Source organism: Lysinibacillus sp. PWR01 (assembly GCF_043359455.1).
Taxonomy (GTDB): Bacteria; Bacillota; Bacilli; order Bacillales_A; family Planococcaceae; genus Lysinibacillus; species Lysinibacillus fusiformis_F.
This window is the reverse complement of the sequence record NZ_JBHERJ010000009.1, coordinates 37,899-56,116: the sequence shown is the minus strand read 5'-3', so window position 1 is coordinate 56,116 and position 18,218 is coordinate 37,899. Positions and strand designations below refer to the sequence as shown.

Genomic DNA, 18,218 nt, shown 5'->3' with positions numbered 1-18,218 from the left:
CGTCACAGAGGAGACCCTGGAGCGAACGCTAGTGAGTGAAGCGGCTCCTCGGACGCCCCCTGGAAAGGACGCTGGCGGAACGGAAATCAACCCCTCACCTTGCAAAGTTGCTTTTTCTGCCGTTGACATCATCTTGTTTCAACAACATGAAAAAAATCTGCCATTAAGGCAGATTTTTTTTAGTTATTGAATCTTTTGAAAACCTCATTACGGTTCTCGTACCACACCAGCAAAGGCAGCTTGATAAATTTGATAGATATCTTCACGCTCTAATGGCATCGGACTTCGCGCTAAAATACGCGTTTGTTTTGTAGCATCCTCTGTTAGCTGTTCAAGTGCTGATGCAGGGATATTGAATCCTTGTAATGTTGAGGGAATTTTCACATCTTGAACGAGTTGTTGTAAGGCGTCAACACATTTATAGGAAGCCTCTTCTTGCGATAAATAGGAAGATGATATCCCCATGGCATCTAAAATATCTTTCATTCGTTTTTCACAGCTTTGACGAATATACCCCATGACATATGGTAATAGTACTGCATTGGAATCACCATGAGCTATATGGAACTGACCTCCCAGGGGATAGGCTAAAGCATGGACGCCTGCTACACCGGCATTGAAAAAGGCTAATCCTGCTAAATAGCTGCCATAACTCATATCTGTGCGCGCTTGCTTGTCTTGTCCATTATGGACAGCTGTTCGGATTGACTGGCTAATTAATCGGATAGCTTGTAGTGCAAGTGCATCCGTTACTGCATTCGCATTTACTGATACGTAGGCTTCTATCGCATGAGTTAACGCGTCTACCCCAGTCGCCGCTGTCACCTTCGATGGTAAGGAAATCGTTAAGGCAGGATCTACAATCGCTACATCCGCTAATAAATAATCATGTGTCACAACATCCTTGGTTGTATCCAGTGATAGCACAGAAATATTTGTTACCTCCGAGCCTGTCCCAGAAGTGGTAGGAATTAAGATTTTAGGTAACCCTTTATTATCTAATGTTTTCGTTCCTGTTAGGTTTAAATAATCTGCAACTTTTCCATCATGTTTTGCTAATACGGCGGCAAGCTTTGCTAAATCCAGTGCACTGCCCCCACCTACACCAATCACCAAATCAAATGGATGCTTTCTCGTAAAATCAACCAGTTTTTCGCCAATTGGAAGCGGAGGCTCTGGTGCAATATCCGTATAAATGGTTGTTGTATAGCCTTTCTCAATCAAAGGCTTTTCAACATTGTCCGTTAGACCTATTTCTTTTAATAATGGATCTGTCACGATCAAAATATTGTGAGCGTTAAACTTCTTTACCTCTAGCAGAAGCTGACTCAAACAGCCCCAGCCAGTATAGCTAGCAGGCGTAAAGGTTAATTTATGCATGGCTTCTCTACTCCTATCTATTCATAATAGCCTTCCGTTGATTTTCTAAATGATTTAAATTGAATAGGATCATGGCCAAACCATACCTGTGAATTTGTTTCATTTGCTAGTCTTCGAATCCGTTCCACTGTTGAATTATAGCCTACAGAATCGTAGATAATGCCTGGTGGCTTGACAGGAGGCCCAAAGCTTTCTGCCGTATAAATGGCATCTGAGGCTAAAATAATACCACCTGTGTCAGGCATTTGAATATGCAAACCTAGCATTCCCCAAGCATGACCACTACCAAAATTTAATACTTGTATCCCTTCAGCTAGTTTTACATGATCCTCGCCACGTTTGATTAAGCGCCATTGTAGATTGTTTTTAATCCACATATCAATGTCACCCCAAACATAGGCACCGTCTTTCACGTTTCTAGCATATGTTTGTAATGTGCCATTAAACTCATCTTCCTGTACAATAATTGTGGCATTTGTAAAGAGTTCTAAGCACCCTGCATGGTCGAGATGCAAATGGGAAGCAACAACATATTTGATATCCTCTGGACGAACATTTAATTCTTCTAGACGATGATGTAAATAGCATTCTTCTGGCATATTAATAGGAAATGCTTTTTGCGTAAATTCACCCCATCGCCCTTCTGGACCCATCGAGTTTGGATTGCATGCAGTATCAAATAGAATTTTGCCTTCTGGATGATCAATCAATACTGTATAAACAGGGAATTCAACAAATTCATTTGGCTGGTTTGGATGATCGATGGTTGCGGGATTGTGCATCGCAATCATATAATTTTTATCCATTCGCATCGTACCATTGTCCATCACATACAATTTTGGATGTTGTTTAATCATTTTCATTTTCCCATCTCCATTCGTGATTATTAGTTATTGGTTATTCCAAATTACTAGCTTCATTTCCGTCATTTCTTCTAACGCATATTTAATGCCTTCACGGCCTGTGCCGCTTTCCTTTACACCACCATATGGCATGTGATCTACTCGATAAGTAGGTACATCATTAATGATGACTCCACCAACGTGCAATGCTTTTGTAGCCTGAAAAGCTGTCTGAATAGAAGGAGTGAAGATGCCTGCCTGTAGGCCATAGTGAGAATTATTGATAGCCGCTATCCCTTCATCAATGGTGGATACCGTATTAACGATAACAACAGGTGCAAAAATTTCTTCACAGGATACACGACTCTGTGGCTGAACATTATATAAAACAGTAGGCAATAAAATATGATTGTCAATGTGACCACCTGTAATTACTTGTGCCCCTTCAGCTACTGCCTCTTTAATCCATTGATAAGCACGCTGTTGTTCAGCTTGTGAAATCATCATAGCAAGATCTGTTTGATTATCCATTGGATCACCAATTGTAAGCTGCTCTATTTTTTCCTTCAGCCGAATTAAAAATTCCTCCACCATACTTTCCATGACATAGATACGTTGTAAAGAAATACAGACTTGACCTTGGTTGGAAAAGGCCCCCATCACAATGCGATCCATAATACGCTCTAGCTGTACCCCTTCATCGATAATTACGCCTGCATTGGAACCTAATTCTAAGGTTACTTTCTTCAAGCCTGCACGATTGCGTAGAGAAATCCCTACCGCTGGACTTCCTGTAAACGTTATCATCTTAACATTTGGATGTGCTAAAAATGCATCGCCTACTAATTTACCTTGTCCAGTTACAAGATTAAAGGCACCTGCTGGTAAATTTGTTTGCGCCAATAATTTTGCCAAAAAATGGGCGGATAGCGCTGTTTGTGTGGCAGGTTTCAATACAATCGTATTGCCTGCAGCTAATGCTGGCCCAACTTTGTGTGCTACTAGATTTTGCGGAAAGTTAAATGGTGTAATCGCTGCCACAACACCGATTGGCTCTCTTAATGTATAAGCAAAGCGCCCCTCTCCATTTTTTGATGCATCCATTGGAACCATTTCACCAGTAAGTCGCTTTGCTTCTTCTGCCGCAAATTTATAGGTTTCAACTGTGCGATCAATTTCAGCGTAAGCATACTTTAACGGTTTGGCTGATTCCATTGCAATGATACTTGCTGCTTCATCTCTATTTTCTGCAAAAAGGGTGGATAACTGCTCTAAAATCTCTGCTCGTTGAAAAGCAGTTAATGCAGCCATTTGAGGAGCTGCAGCATGCGCACTTTCAATGGCCTCCTGTACATCTTTTTCAGTGGCCATCGCAAAGTGTGCCAATACCTCTTGTGAATAGGGAGATTGGATCTCCATCCATTCAGCAGTCATCTTCCATTCTCCATTAATCCATAAGCCCTTTTTCAATCGTAATTCACTCCTTTCTTTTTATGGTTACGTATTCATTTCAGAAAATAAAGAAATGAATACGTAACCATTTTGGTGTAAAAAATAAACTGATGGTCTATCAGTTTATTTTACACGTTGTATTTCTTGGGAAAATCTTAACAGACTCTGTTTGTCTAATGCAAGTACTTTTTTTCTCCATTACCTCAAATAATTTTTCGATAGCAATAAAACCTAAGTTCTCTTCTGATGTTAAACCTACAGTTGTTAAGGCAATAGAGTGATGTTTACTAAGCTCTACATTATCAATACCAATGATATTAAAATCTCTCGGAACCTGAAAACCTCTCTCTAAACAAAGATTCAATATTTCAATGGCAATGGCATCCGTAGCAGCACAAATAGCTGTTGGTCTTTTTTCGAGTTGTAAAAGCTCTGCAAACGCACGTTCAATATCCATTTTATTGGTGTTCGTTAAAAAAGTAGGCACTAATTTTGCATCTAGCCCATAATCCTGTAAAGCTTGTTCAAATCCCAGATAGCGTCCATAGAAGGTACTCATTTGATGTGGACCCCCTATCCAACATAAAGAGTCATGCCCTAATGATAGGACATGCTTGGTCGCAAGGTAACCTGCTTGAACATTATCAATTTCTACAAAATGTCTATTCTCTTTATGCTTACGGTTAAACATAATAAATGGAATAGCTAGTTTTTCTAGTTTATAAAATAAATCATCTTGATACAACATAGAAGACAATATAATTGCGTCTGCTTTCGTTTCTAAAACGGCATTGTAGATTGAATTAAGATTATCCTCTGTGCCAAAATAGACATTAACTTTATAGCCACGTGCATTAACATAATTCACGATGGCTGTAGTTGTATCAACAAAAAAAGGGTTGTGTAAGGGCCCCGAAATCAATGTAATAATACCTGTTTTTTTCTGAACAAGCGATCTTGCTATATCATTTGGCACATAGTTTAGTTCCTCTATCGCCTGCATTACTTTTTCAATTGTTTTTGGCTTTACAAGCTCTGGTGTATTCAATACTCTAGATACAGTTGTTTGTGAGACACCAGCATGCTTCGCCACATCTTTTGAAGATACCAAAAAAACCACCCATTTCATCATTGTGAAGCTATATTATATCATCTATAGAATAATGATTATAGTGATGATTCCTTCTCTACCTTAACGCTTTCGCTCATATGGCTTTGCAGCTTCACTCGCTTTAAAGTTATAAACAGGTTTAATAACTTTGACAATATCTACAGTTTCCCTAATCGCAGAAGTAATTTCTGTCATCGGCTTATAGGCCATTGGTGCCTCATCCAATGTTTCTTCATTGACTGATGTTGTCCAAATCCCCTGCATCGTATCTTTAAAATCGGCCATATTCAAAGCTTTTTTCGCTGCGCGTCGTGAAAACATGCGTCCTGCTCCATGGGGGGCTGAATAATTCCATTCCGCATTGCCTTTCCCTATACAAATCAGAGATCCATCCCGCATATTCATTGGAATAACTAGCTTTTCATCTTTATTTGCACGAACAGCCCCTTTGCGAAGCGTCATCGTTTCTGTATCGATATAGTTATGAATCGTATCAAACGTATCTGTAAAATGCCAATCCATCTGTTTAGCAATGGTTTCTGCAATGGTCCAACGATTCATCCGTGCAAATTGCTGTGCAATCTTCATATCATGGATATAATCATGGAAAGCTTCCCCCTCTAAATATGACAAGTCTTTCGGAACGAACGGTGTTTGTTCTTTATAGGCTTGTATCATGGATTGAATCTCTTGTTGTCGTCCTTGCTGTTTCATTGCCTCTATTTTTTCTGTCAAATCTTCTCGACGTAAATTTTCATAAGCTCTTTTTTGATGCCAATTAGCAACCTTTGCCCCTACATAGCGTGACCCCGTATGGATGAGCAAATAGTGCTGATCATCTTCATCTTTGGCAAGTTCAATAAAATGGTTGCCTCCCCCAAGTGTACCTAATGACAAGTTCGTATAGTCGTCTTTCAAGCCGCTTGCTCGAAATTGTTTACCTTCAAACTCTACAAAATGTCGGCTTGGCGATACTTCTTTATGAATATCCTGCCCACTTGGTACATATGTGCGAATGATGGCATCGAGTTGAGCAAAATCAACTGTTGTTACGTCAAGTTGTGCTACAAATACACCACACCCCACATCAATGCCGACAAGATTGGGTACAACACGGTCTTGCAATTGGATGGTCGTGCCAATGACACATCCTTTACCCGCATGATAATCTGGCATAATACGTACTTTAGTGCCTGCCATAAAAGCCTGGTCTGTTAATTCTTGAATCTGATCAACAGCTGTTTGTAATGCTGTTTGCGCAAAGATTTTTGCATTCGTGAAGCGTCCATTTATTTCAATCAAGTGTATCCCTCCTTACTACTTATACGTAAAACTGGAATGATTTGTTTCATATCATAAAGAAAACGTTCTAAAAGCATGCTACTTTTAGAACGTTTGGTGAAAACCTAATCTTCATATTGTACAACTAATTTTTTAGGTATTTCGGGTATATCATTTGATTTTACATCTTCTTCCCTTAAGTCAAGCATTTGCAGGGGATATTTTTCTTGCACCTCAAAAGGTATTGCAATACTTTCCATTTTATTATTCATTTGACTTCTTGCGAGTAAGCCATTGTTTGATAAATCAATGGCTAAAATAGCCTGCACAGTTTCCTCAAGCATGGCAATATCCTTCGATTTCAACGGCATTTGCTCATTCATTAAAAATGGTTGAAGATGCTCTTTTATATAACCCTGTGCTTCGATTAAGCAAGAAAATTCATTTAATTTTTCAGCATAGCGCTTTAACTGACGCTTATCTTTTGCACGCTGTTGATTTAGTTTCTGTACCTTTTGTTCAATACGGCTCATGCGTACTTTCACTAAATCAATCAAAAAAGGCTGTGTATCTCGAATCGCCTGTAGCATTGAAACCTCTGCTTGTTGTACCTTGGCATATTGGGCGACACAAACCTCTTGCTGCTCATTGAGTTTTTGAACACGCTCTTTGAAAAATTCATTTTGCGTATGTTGGCCAAAGAAAGCTTTCATAAGACCTTTACCATGAATTTTTTTATGTTGTGCATCTAAACGCTCATATTCGCGTAAATACTCACTGTGCATGTTGCGGTATTCACGCAACATTTGTTGATAGTGCACAGCAATTTCAGTAAATTCTTCCACCTTGGAATCGTGTAAATAATCATGTTGCGCTATCGTTTGTAATAGCTGATACAGTGTTTGAACCTGTTTAAACGTGTTCGCTACCTGTTCATATTCTTGCTCATATTCTTTGACAATTGCTAAGTCACGTTGATAGCGAGAATATTCATATTGGGTATCGCCTGCATATTTTTCTATATTCTCTACAGCAGATTGAAATGGATCTCGTTGTGGAATTACAGTTAATTCGAAGCGGAATCGTTCAAGCCATTGTAAGAAGCGAATTAGGATGGCATATGTTTTTTTATCACTATTTTCAGCCACACGATGAATGTGAGCAATTAATTGATCATACTGACTTTTTTGCCAAAGCTCATGACTGTCTGTTTGTTTGGCTACTAGTGCATTAATTGCTGAAATCCCTATAAAATCACTCATCAAATGACCAATACGTTGTTGTTCAGAGTCCATAAATGCTGTGGCATGTTCCTCATCATCGATGCCGTTGATGACACATAAAGGTTCAACACCTTTATTCTTTAACGTTTCAATCAAGAGAAGTTCAGCATCCATTGCCATTGAACCAGCGCGTAACACCCAGAAAATTTCATCAACACGGTTCATAAGCGCCTCTGAAAAATAAGCCATTTCTCCTCCGCCTGCTTCTAATGACACAGAATCAATTATTGTCACGGATTTTAATAAATCATTTTTCAAATAGACTTCTAGGTAATCTAAGTGTTCACGTAAAATCTGGGAAGCAAACGTATCGCCAGTTGTTAGTAGCTCTAATTTACTGAGATCAAATACAGCGACAACACCATCTAAAAAATAAGCTTTAATCTCTTCTTGCTCGCCGTAGCGTATAAACGTATTTACACTTGTTGGATGCTGATCATCTACCGATAATATTTCGCGTCCTAGAAGTCCATTCACAAGTGTTGTTTTGCCCACCCGCTCTTTTCCAACTATTAAAATCATCGTCTGGTTATTGGCATCTTGAATGATTCGATTTAAATGTTTTGCTGTATCTTTCACATATGTATTTTGGACGATGATGCCATACAAGTGTCGTAGTTGGTCAACAAATTGCGGCAAAATATTATTCGCTGAGGTTGTATTTTCGATTGGCGTATTGTCAATGTTCGTCATCCTCAAAACCTCTTTTCGTATGTATCTATAAGACCATTATAAATGAAACTATGGCTTTTCTAATACATGGATTGATGAAAAGAGGACAATATACTTATACATTTATACGACAAATAGGAATTCATCCTTACACCTATTTCCTGTCTGCTTCATATATGATTGCTACACAGACTAAAGGGAATAGTCCCAGCTATGAGTTTAGAAGTATTAGGCTTGGAGATTTCTCTCCAAGGTTGCTGAATAGCTGACCTTTGTCCTATCCCTCCAAACCAGCCATACGTGCATAAACAGCTCCAAGTAATGGCATTCCACCTTGGGCACCTAGTTTCTCTACAGATAAGGAAGCAGCGATATTAGCAAAATATACAGCCTCATCCAACGATTGCCCTTCTACTAAAGCATAGGCTAATGCACCATTAAAGGTATCACCTGCGCCCGTTGTATCCACGACTGTTGTCATATAACCTGGAACATGAATTGGATAGGAGCCATCGAAATAACGTGCACCATCACTTCCTAGCGTCACGATTAATTTATTAGGATATTTTTCTAAAACTTGTTCCACTGGCTCGTTAAAAATTTCAGCACATTCTGTCTCGTTAGGTGTTAAATAGGTAATATCGTCCATCCACTGCACATCAAAATTGGCTGCTGGAGCAGGGTTTAACAGTATCGGAACACCCGCTTCTTTACATAAATGAATGGCATGGGCTGTCGTCTCTTTAGGGATTTCAAGCTGTATAATTACCAAGTGACTTTTTTGTATCAACTCTTTTGAAGCTTCAAGATGGGATATGCTTAGGTCATAATTAGCTCCAGGTACGACAACAATTCGATTATCGTTATTGTAAATAAGTATATTAGCAATTCCTGTAGGAGCAGTGGTGCTTTTTACAATGGCGTTTGTCTGAATCTGCTCTTGCTGTAAAGCAGCATGTAATGTCTCACCAAAATGATCATTCCCTAAACAGCCAACCATCGCCACCTCACTGCCAAGACGAGCTGCGGCAACTGCTTGATTAGCCCCTTTTCCTCCTGGAACTGTTTGAAACGAGTTACCTAGAATGGTTTCCCCCTGCTTTGGAAAAGCATTCATTTGTACAACTAAATCCATATTTAAACTTCCTATAACTGTAATCATGGAATTCCACCTTTCATCTTTTGATCAAACAAAAAACAACTGAAATGAGTATTATCATTTCAGTAGCTTAACAATATAAAAATTCGTATAAACTAAAAACCTATCGACTGTTTTAGGGATGCCCTAAATTCTTTCACTTACTGTAAATCGATACGAGCTTCTTTTACTCGTTAAATGAAAACGATCTAGTCACTCAGGCTATCTTCCTGTTATGCGAAGCAATGCTTGAGATGACGCTTTCAAAAACTGGCTGGATTTGTCCTTTAATATACAAATATTTTTATAATGATAACATAGTGCCACCTTCGCATTTGATGTTTCCTTTATTATAAATAATTTCATATAGGAAATGCACTACAAACACAAAAAAACTGAAGACAACATCAAATTTGTCTTCAGTCATATCAATTAATAGGCTACTCGCTTCGCCTCATATGCGGCAATGTGGTCCTCATATTTAAAGGTTAAGGCGATTTCATCCCAGCCATTCAGTAACGTTTCTTTATAGTATGGGTCAATTGTAAAATGATAGACTGTACCATCTTCCCCTGTTACGGTTTGCTCTGCAAGATTTACTTCCATACTATAGGGTTTTGCTAAGCCTTTTGCTAAAATAGCATCACATTCTGATTCTGTTAGCTTAATCGGTAAGATACCGTTTTTGAAGCAGTTATTATGGAAAATATCTGCAAAAGAAGGTGCAATCACAACGTTAAAACCGTAATCTAAAATTGCCCATGGTGCATGTTCACGAGAGGAGCCACAGCCGAAATTATCTTGCGCCACTAGAATTTTAGATTCTTTAAATTCAGGTTTATTTAATACAAAGTCAGCTATTTCATTCCCTTGTGCATCGAAACGCCAATGGTAAAATAAAAACTGTCCAAAACCTGTGCGCTCAATACGTTTTAGAAATTCTTTTGAAATAATTTGATCGGTATCAACATTTTTTCGATCAAGTGGTGTGATGACACTATTTACGATATTAATTGGTTCCATTTTTCAATCATCCCTTCCCGAGTAAAGCAAGACTTACACTGTTTCCTTCACAAATTCACGTACATCGACGAAGTGACCTGCAATCGCAGCGGCTGCTGCCATTGGTGGTGACACTAAATGTGTACGAGCTCCAGCGCCCTGACGTCCTTCAAAGTTGCGGTTTGAGGTAGAGGCACAGCGTTCTCCAGCTGGTACGACGTCATCATTCATCGCAAGACACATCGAGCAACCAGATTCTCGCCATTCAAAGCCTGCATCCATAAATATTTTATCTAAACCTTCTGCCTCTGCTTGTTTTTTCGTTGTATGTGAGCCTGGGACAACGATGGCTGTGACCTTGTCATGCACCTTACGCCCTTTGATGACATCAGCAGCTGCACGCAAATCACTAATGCGTGAGTTTGTACAGGAGCCAATGAAGACATGCTGGATGTCAATGGATGTTAATGGCTGGCCTTCCTCTAAGCCCATATAGGCAAGTGCTTTTTGAAGTGCCGCCTTGTCTGATTCATCCTCATAATCTGCTTGTGTTGGAACATGCCCAGAAACACCAGTACCCATCGATGGGTTTGTTCCCCACGTAATGATTGGTTCAATTTCTTCAGCTTTTATAATACGAACCGTATCGTACGTTGCATCTTCGTCTGAAGCAAGACTTAACCAGTAAGCGGCTGCTTCTTCCAATTTTTCTCCCTGCGGTGCATATTTGCGTCCACGAATATAATCGACTGTTGTTTGGTCAGGTGAGATAAGCCCTGCTTTTGCGCCTGCCTCAATTGACATATTACAAATCGTCATGCGTTCTTCCATAGATAGTTTGTGGATAGCCTCTCCAGTGAATTCCACAATATGTCCTGTACCAACACCTATTCCGAACTTGGCAATGATGGCTAGAATAATATCCTTTGCCGCTACCCCAACTGGTAGCTCCCCTTCAACACGAATCTCCATCGTTTTCGGCTTATTTTGCCATAATGTTTGCGTCGATAATACATGCTCCACCTCTGATGTTCCAATACCAAATGCAATGGCCCCGAAGGCACCGTGTGTCGATGTATGAGAATCACCACAAACAATGGTTTTACCAGGCTGTGTTAATCCAAGCTCTGGCCCAATCACATGGACAATCCCTTGGTCAGGGTGACCCATGCCCGCTAACTCAACGCCAAATTCCTCAGCATTTTTAGCTAATGTTTCGATTTGATTGCGCGCAATGGGATCATGGATAGTTGGTAAATTTTTTGTTGGTACGTTATGATCCATTGTCGCAAAGCTTAAATCAGGACGACGCACTTTACGTCCGTTCATGCGTAACCCTTCAAAAGCTTGCGGAGATGTTACTTCATGAATTAAATGAAGATCAATATATAACAGGTCCGGTTTGCCCTCTTCCTGATAAACAACATGTTTATCCCAAATCTTTTCAATTATATTTTTACCCATTGTCTTCACCTATTTCTTTAAATATATGTTGTCATAATACTTTGTGATACAAAGCTAGTATCAATTTCGTTAATTACCTTATCTGTCCATTCATTAGTCGATAAAATACGACTGCCGTCACGAGCAAGATCTGCTGTAAAGTAGCCATCATCAAATACTGCACTTACCGCGCGTTCAATTTCTGCTGCTTCTTCTTTTAAGCCAAATGAATATTGCAGCATCATCGCTACGGATAAAATGGTTGCAGCAGGATTTGCTACACCTTGCCCTGCAATTTCTGGTGCGGAGCCATGTACTGGTTCATATAAGCCAAAATTATCACCACGAATGGATGCGGATGGTAAAACACCTAGAGAACCAGTAATAACAGATGCTTCATCACTTAAAATATCACCAAACATATTTTCAGTAACGACTACATCATAGTGTCCAGGATTTGTAATAAGTTTCATTGCGACAGAGTCTACTAGGTTATGTTCTACGATTACATCTGGATACTCTTTTTTCTTTGCTTCTACAACTTCACGCCATAAGCGACTTGTTTCAAGCACATTCGCCTTGTCAACAGAGCATAATTTGCCACCACGTAAACGTGCTAGTTCAAAGGCATTTTCAACGATACGCTCTACCTCTGCTTTAGAGTAAACCGTTGTATCAATTGCGCCATTTTCAGTACGCATACGTGGTTCCCCGAAGTATACGCCGCCTGTTAGTTCACGTACAATCATTAAATCAACGTTCTCAGCCACTTCACGCTTTAATGGTGAAGCATCTAGTAAACTCGGGAACGCCTTTACTGGACGTAGATTGGCAAATAAATCGAAGTGTTTCCGAATTCGCAGTAACCCTTTTTCTGGGCGCAATTCAGGAGGGTTTTGATCCCACTTTGGACCACCTACAGCTCCTAATAAAATCGCATCACTATTTTCACACATCTCGATTGTTTCATCAGGTAATGGATTATTGTGCTGGTCAATCGCAGCACCACCAATTGTTGCATATCCTAAATGAAATGTATGATTAAATCGTTTACCAATCACCTGTAATACACGTACAGCAGAAGCAACAACCTCTGGCCCAATTCCATCACCGGGAAGTACTGTAATTTTTCTCTCCATCGTCAAAACACCTTTCTTTGTATAGCGTATTCGCTAATTTAGTAAAGACGCTCACCTACCTTTTATCGAGGTGAGCGTAGTCATTACGTCTAAGCGTAATTTTTGGTTAATTGATACAATACGCCATGACATCATTGCATCCGACTTGTGAATGGTACTTCATACAATTCACTACCTCAGAAACCTATACAGGATGTGCGCGAAGGCTTGCTTGAATTAAATGACGGTTAATAGCATTTAAATAAGCTTTTGCCGATGCTTCTAAAACATCTTGAGAGGAATTACGGCCTGTAGTCGAAACCTCATCATAGCGAATATTAATAACCGCTTCACCCAGTGCATCTCGTCCTTTGCCAACCGATGTCACACGGTAATCAATGACATGTACAGCTCCAGGTACAAGTTGCTCCAGTGTATTAAAAATTGCTTCTACTGAACCAGAGCCAGTAGCTACAACGGTTTTTTCTAGTCCCTCAGGTGTAAGCACAATAGCTGTAGCTGTAGGAATATTTTCAGTACCATATTGCACCTGCACCATTTTCAACTCAAAGAGTGGTACATCTTCTACTTGAACTTGTTGCTCAGTAAGAAGAGTAAGTAAATCTTCCTCTGTAATTTCTTTTTTACGATCAGCCAATTTTTTAAATTCCACAAATGCTTTGTTCAACTTTTCATCAGAAAGATGGAAGCCCATTGTTTCCGCACGATCACGGAAGGCTGCACGACCAGAATGTTTCCCGAGAACTAATGGAATCTCACCTTCGCCGATTAAAGCAGGTGAAATAATTTCATAGGTTTCTGGATTTTTTAAGACACCGTCTTGATGGATGCCCGATTCGTGTGCAAAAGCATTTCTTCCTACAATCGCTTTATTTGGCTGAATCACAACATTTGTCAATTTACTGACTAATTGAGACGTACGTTTAATTTCTTGCAACTGAATGCCCGTTTGCACCTGATAAATATCCTTGCGAATATGAAGTGCTACAGCAATTTCCTCGAGTGCCACATTACCTGCGCGTTCGCCGATACCATTGATTGTTCCTTCGACTTGTGCAGCACCATTTTCTATTGCGGCAATCGTGTTAGCTGTTGCCATCCCTAAATCATCATGACAATGGGCAGAGAATTTCACTTTATCAGCACCTTTGACATTTTCCAGTAGGAACTTAAATAATGCACCATATTCTTGCGGGGATGCATACCCTACAGTGTCTGGAACATTAATCGTTGTTGCACCAGCAGCAACCACTTCGTTCATAATTCGCACTAAAAATTCACGATCAGAGCGGAATGCATCCTCGGCAGACCATTGTACAAGTGGGAAGTACTTTTTAGCGTATTTAACAGCCTCTACCGCTTGCTCCACCACTTGCTCAGGGGATTTTTTTAATTTGTATTCCATATGAATAGGTGATGTGGCTAGAAAAATGTGAATATGTGGCTGTTGTGCTACTTTTATCGCTTCCCATGTAGCATCAATATCCTTTTGGATACAGCGAGCTAGCCCCGTCACAATGGAATTTTTTACTGTACCTGCAATGCGATGGACTGCATCAAAGTCACCGGGTGACGAAGCAGGAAATCCTGCTTCTATAATTGTCACACCAAGGCGCTCTAATTGTTTGGCAATTTCAATCTTCTCGGCTGTGTTTAAGTTGATCCCAGCAGATTGTTCACCATCGCGAAGCGTAGTATCGAAAATATCAATTTTTCGCACTTGTCGCCACTTCTCTCACAACTTTTTCTTTACCTTCGTTGATGAATGGCATCATAGCACGTAGTTTTGCGCCTACTTCTTCGATTTGATGGTTCGCACCAGCTTCTTTGAATTTTGTATATTCTGGACGACCATTTTCATTTTCTTGAATCCAACGACGAGCAAATGTACCATCTTGGATATCTGTTAATACGTCTTTCATACGAGCTTTTACAGACTCATCGATAATGCGTGGTCCTGCAACATAATCTCCCCACTCTGCTGTATCTGAAACTGAGTAGCGCATTGTTGCCATACCGCCCTCAAACATTAGGTCAACAATTAATTTAAGCTCATGTAGTGTTTCAAAGTAGGCTAATTCTGGTTGATAACCAGCTTCTACTAATGTTTCGAATCCTGCTCTTACTAGCTGTGTTGCACCACCACAAAGTACCGCTTGTTCACCGAATAAATCTGTCTCTGTTTCTTCTTTGAATGTTGTTTCAAGAAGCCCACCACGTGCAGCACCGATTCCTTTACCATACGCAAGCGCTAAATCTTTTGCTTGGCCTGTAGCATCTTGGTGAATAGCGAATAGTCCTGGTACCCCAGCACCTTCTTGGAATTGACGACGAACTAGATGTCCTGGTCCTTTTGGTGCTACTAAAAATACGTCAACGTCTGCTGGTGGTGTAATTTGACCGAAATGGATATTGAAGCCGTGTGCAAACATCAATGCTTTACCAGCTTGTAAATGTGGCGCAATTTCCGCTTCATAAACTGCTTTTTGGCGTTCATCTGGTAGTAGAATTTGGATAACATCTGCTTCTTGTGCTGCTTCAGCCACTGTTTTCACGTCAATACCATCTGCTTTTGCCGCATCGAAGGATCCACCTGGACGAACCCCTACTACCACGTCAAAACCTGATTCTTTAAGGTTTAAAGCATGTGCATGACCTTGTGAACCGTAACCGATAATTGCGATTTTCTTTCCTTTTAATACGTCCTCGTTGATATTTTGCTCATAGTACATTGTAGCCATTGTTAATTTCCTCCTAGAATATGTTTTGTTTTTTATAGCTTTAGATACTTGCTCTGTCTATAAAGCTATTCATTTTTATATGCAAACTATTTTAAAATAGAGAGCTGCGGGTTTGAGACTTTTTGTGTTTCACGAACGGAGGCAGTTGCCCCTGTACGTGTAAGTTCTTTAATGCCATATGGTCGAATGAGTTCGATAAAGGCATCAATCTTCTCTGGATGCCCTACTACTTGATACGTCACAACATTTTTGGCTGTATCAATAATTTGGGCGCGGAACGGTTCAACAATTGAATTCATTTCCAAACGTAAATTTGGTGGGGAAATCACCTTTACTAGTGCTAGCTCTCGCAGAACAATCGATTTATCGGTAATGTCATTGACCTTTAACACATCAATTTGCTTGGATAACTGTTTCACTAGCTGCTCAATTTTGCGTTCGTCCTCTATGTTGACTACGAAGGTCATCTTTGAAAAATTCGGTTGCTCCGTATGACCTACTGTAATCGATTCAATATTGAACTGACGCTTCATCAATAAACCTGTCAAACGGTTTAATACACCACTTTGGTTAATCACAGTTACGGTAATTACTCGCTTCAATTTTTTTTCACCCCAATCATTTCATGTAAGCCTGTGCCAGGTGCTACCATTGGGTAAACACATTCAAGCTGTTTCACTCGACAGTCAATTAATACTGGCTCATCAGACAGCAGTGCCTCACGGAAAATAGACTCTGCTTCATCGATTGTGTTAATACGATAACCTTTAATGTTATAAGCATCAGCTAACTTAACAAAATCTGGTTGGATCGGCATAAGTGATGATGAATAGCGCTCTTCATAGAATGTTTGTTGCCATTGACGTACCATGCCAAGACAGCTATTATTCAAAATCACTATTTTTACTGGTAAGTTAAATTCCTGTAGGATGGATAGCTCCTGTGCCGTCATTTGGAATCCTGCATCTCCTACAATCGAAATAACTTTTTTGTCTGGCTTCGCAAATTGGGCGCCAATTGCGGCCGGGAAGCCGAAGCCCATCGTACCAAGTCCACCAGACGTTACCCATGAATGATCATTATTTAAATGATAATATTGTGCTGCCCACATTTGATGCTGCCCAACATCTGTCGTCACAATGGCATTACCTTCAGTTACCTTGTGCACTAATTGCAATGCCTCTTGTGGTAGGATTTCTTGCGTATTTGTATCCTTGCAATACCATAATGGATATTCCATCGCATGATTCCTTAAATAAGCTAACCAATCGGCTGTATCAGGACCTTGGAAATCCTTTTTCAATAGTGCTTTTAAAGCCTCCTTGGCATCAGCAACAATTGGAATATCTGTCGGTACATTTTTGCCAATTTCAGCAGGATCAATATCGATATGGATAATCGTTGCATTTGGTGCAAATGTAGCTAGATTACCTGTTAGACGATCATCAAATCGTGCCCCAATATTGAGTAATAAATCCGATTTTGTGATCGCTGTATTTGCTGTAGCTGTACCATGCATCCCAGCCATCCCAAGGAATAAGTCATGTTCACCATGGATGGAGCCCAATCCTAGCAATGTATTCGTTACTGGAATACGATATTTTTCTGCGAAAGTCGTTAATTCCTCACGTGCATCTGCAAAAAGAACACCTGCACCCGCTAAGATGATTGGGTTTTTTGCCAATGAAATGGCTTGAATCGCCTTTTGGACTTGTAAATAATTTGGTTTATATGTTGGCTGATAGCCTGGTAAATAAATTTCATCAGGTGCTTGCGGTGGATTCTCTACATCAAACAACATTTGGGAAACGTTTTTTGGGAAATCCACGACAACTGGTCCCTTACGACCTGTGCTAGCGATATGGAAAGCTTCCTTCACAATGCGGGGAATATCATTGACATCCTGCACCTGATAGTTGTGCTTTGTAATCGGTGTTGTAATCCCCATAATATCGGCTTCTTGGAAAGCATCTGTTCCGATCACAGATGTCGCAACCTGTCCTGTAAAAACAACCAATGGAATAGAGTCGATCATGGCATCCGCAATACCTGTTACAAGGTTTGTTGCACCAGGTCCACTTGTGGCAATAACAACGCCCGTTTTACCTGAAACACGAGCATAGCCTTCCGCCGCATGAATAGCACCCTGTTCATGTCTTGTTAAAATATGGCGAATTGGGTTTTTATACATCGCATCATAAATTTGTAATACGGCTCCTCCTGGATAGCCAAAGACAATTTCAACCCCTTGATCGTGCAATGCCTGCACTAATACATCTGCACCGTCCTTCGCTTGATAGGTTTGTTCAGCTGTTGCTGTTGTAGCTAATTGTTCTTGTTCATTGATTGAAACATTCGCACTCATCAAATTATGCCTCCTTCATTTCTTTCAAACTCACACATCAGTGTTGTAGATTAGTGAAGTGTCAATAGCTGGATTGACTATTCCTCTCGTCCTTTTCGTTGAGAGGCTGTTCAATTGCATCGTGAAAATAATAAAAAGCCTTTTTCTCCACACGCAAAGAACTACCTTACGTAGGGATGAAAAAGACTTTCCATGGTACCACCCTTTTTTATAGCAAATAATTGCTACCTCGCGAATAAATGACAGCATTTATGCACCAATGCGAAAGACATCGCATCCAATATAGTGCCATAAAACATTTATTCATTAATAACGAGCACTTTCGACTATGCCCGGAGCTATCTAATGGTGTAAACACGTTTAATAGCC

14 protein-coding genes and 1 pseudogene are annotated in these 18,218 nt (G+C 40.0%); 1 reads left to right on the top strand and 14 read right to left on the bottom strand.

Annotation, left to right across the window (positions count from 1 at the left end; translation table 11 throughout):
* A pseudogene (locus tag ACEVFT_RS01240) lies at window positions 1-190 on the top strand (hypothetical protein); the annotation flags it as partial.
* Window positions 191-207: 17 nt separating this feature from the next.
* On the opposite strand, the gene ACEVFT_RS01235 reads toward ACEVFT_RS01240, so the two are convergent.
* The 14 genes from ACEVFT_RS01235 to ilvB all read right to left on the bottom strand — a co-directional run bounded on the left by ACEVFT_RS01235 (window position 208) and on the right by ilvB (window position 17,849).
* The gene (locus ACEVFT_RS01235; RefSeq protein WP_393947699.1) at window positions 208-1,380 is read right to left on the bottom strand and encodes an iron-containing alcohol dehydrogenase; all 1,173 of its coding nucleotides are present in this window, start codon (window positions 1,378-1,380) and stop codon (window positions 208-210) included.
* Window positions 1,381-1,397: 17 nt separating this feature from the next.
* A complete protein-coding gene (gene ahlS, locus ACEVFT_RS01230) occupies window positions 1,398-2,243 on the bottom strand; it encodes an AhlS family quorum-quenching N-acyl homoserine lactonase (RefSeq protein ID WP_048392394.1) in 846 nt (281 codons plus the stop codon).
* A gap of 27 nt (window positions 2,244-2,270) precedes the next feature.
* Complete coding sequence (locus ACEVFT_RS01225; RefSeq protein ID WP_115673340.1) at window positions 2,271-3,692, bottom strand: aldehyde dehydrogenase family protein; 1,422 nt, start codon at window positions 3,690-3,692, stop codon at window positions 2,271-2,273.
* A 100-nt stretch (window positions 3,693-3,792) separates the two neighbouring features.
* Entirely contained in the window at window positions 3,793-4,794 is a 1,002-nt protein-coding gene (locus tag ACEVFT_RS01220; protein WP_231595618.1) for a LacI family DNA-binding transcriptional regulator, read from the bottom strand.
* 72 nt (window positions 4,795-4,866) lie between these two features.
* Complete coding sequence (locus tag ACEVFT_RS01215; RefSeq protein WP_054550473.1) at window positions 4,867-6,087, bottom strand: RtcB family protein; 1,221 nt, start codon at window positions 6,085-6,087, stop codon at window positions 4,867-4,869.
* 104 nt (window positions 6,088-6,191) lie between these two features.
* The gene (locus ACEVFT_RS01210; protein WP_048392390.1) at window positions 6,192-8,042 is read right to left on the bottom strand and encodes a dynamin family protein; all 1,851 of its coding nucleotides are present in this window, start codon (window positions 8,040-8,042) and stop codon (window positions 6,192-6,194) included.
* A gap of 256 nt (window positions 8,043-8,298) precedes the next feature.
* On the bottom strand, window positions 8,299-9,183 hold the full coding sequence (gene rbsK, locus ACEVFT_RS01205; RefSeq protein WP_066037795.1) for a ribokinase: 885 nt from the start codon (window positions 9,181-9,183) through the stop codon (window positions 8,299-8,301).
* A 408-nt stretch (window positions 9,184-9,591) separates the two neighbouring features.
* Entirely contained in the window at window positions 9,592-10,182 is a 591-nt protein-coding gene (leuD, locus tag ACEVFT_RS01200; RefSeq protein WP_048392388.1) for a 3-isopropylmalate dehydratase small subunit, read from the bottom strand.
* A gap of 33 nt (window positions 10,183-10,215) precedes the next feature.
* A complete protein-coding gene (leuC, locus tag ACEVFT_RS01195) occupies window positions 10,216-11,625 on the bottom strand; it encodes a 3-isopropylmalate dehydratase large subunit (RefSeq protein ID WP_048392387.1) in 1,410 nt (469 codons plus the stop codon).
* A 17-nt stretch (window positions 11,626-11,642) separates the two neighbouring features.
* Window positions 11,643-12,743 carry a 3-isopropylmalate dehydrogenase gene (gene leuB, locus ACEVFT_RS01190; RefSeq protein ID WP_004231422.1) on the bottom strand — a complete coding sequence of 367 codons (1,101 nt, stop codon included), beginning with the start codon at window positions 12,741-12,743 and terminating at the stop codon, window positions 11,643-11,645.
* Between the two features lie 184 nt (window positions 12,744-12,927).
* Window positions 12,928-14,463, bottom strand: a complete 1,536-nt coding sequence (locus ACEVFT_RS01185) for a 2-isopropylmalate synthase (protein ID WP_048392386.1) — start codon at window positions 14,461-14,463, stop codon at window positions 12,928-12,930.
* Window positions 14,450-15,484 (bottom strand): ketol-acid reductoisomerase, encoded by a 1,035-nt coding sequence (gene ilvC / locus ACEVFT_RS01180; RefSeq protein ID WP_016991908.1) that lies wholly within the window; start codon window positions 15,482-15,484, stop codon window positions 14,450-14,452. The genes ACEVFT_RS01185 and ilvC overlap by 14 nt, the downstream gene beginning before the upstream one ends.
* Window positions 15,485-15,570: 86 nt before the next feature.
* Entirely contained in the window at window positions 15,571-16,086 is a 516-nt protein-coding gene (gene ilvN, locus ACEVFT_RS01175) for an acetolactate synthase small subunit (protein WP_016991907.1), read from the bottom strand.
* Window positions 16,083-17,849, bottom strand: coding sequence for a biosynthetic-type acetolactate synthase large subunit (gene ilvB, locus ACEVFT_RS01170; protein ID WP_054550476.1), 1,767 nt, complete (start codon window positions 17,847-17,849; stop codon window positions 16,083-16,085). The genes ilvN and ilvB overlap by 4 nt, the downstream gene beginning before the upstream one ends.
* Between the last annotated feature and the right edge of the window lie 369 nt (window positions 17,850-18,218).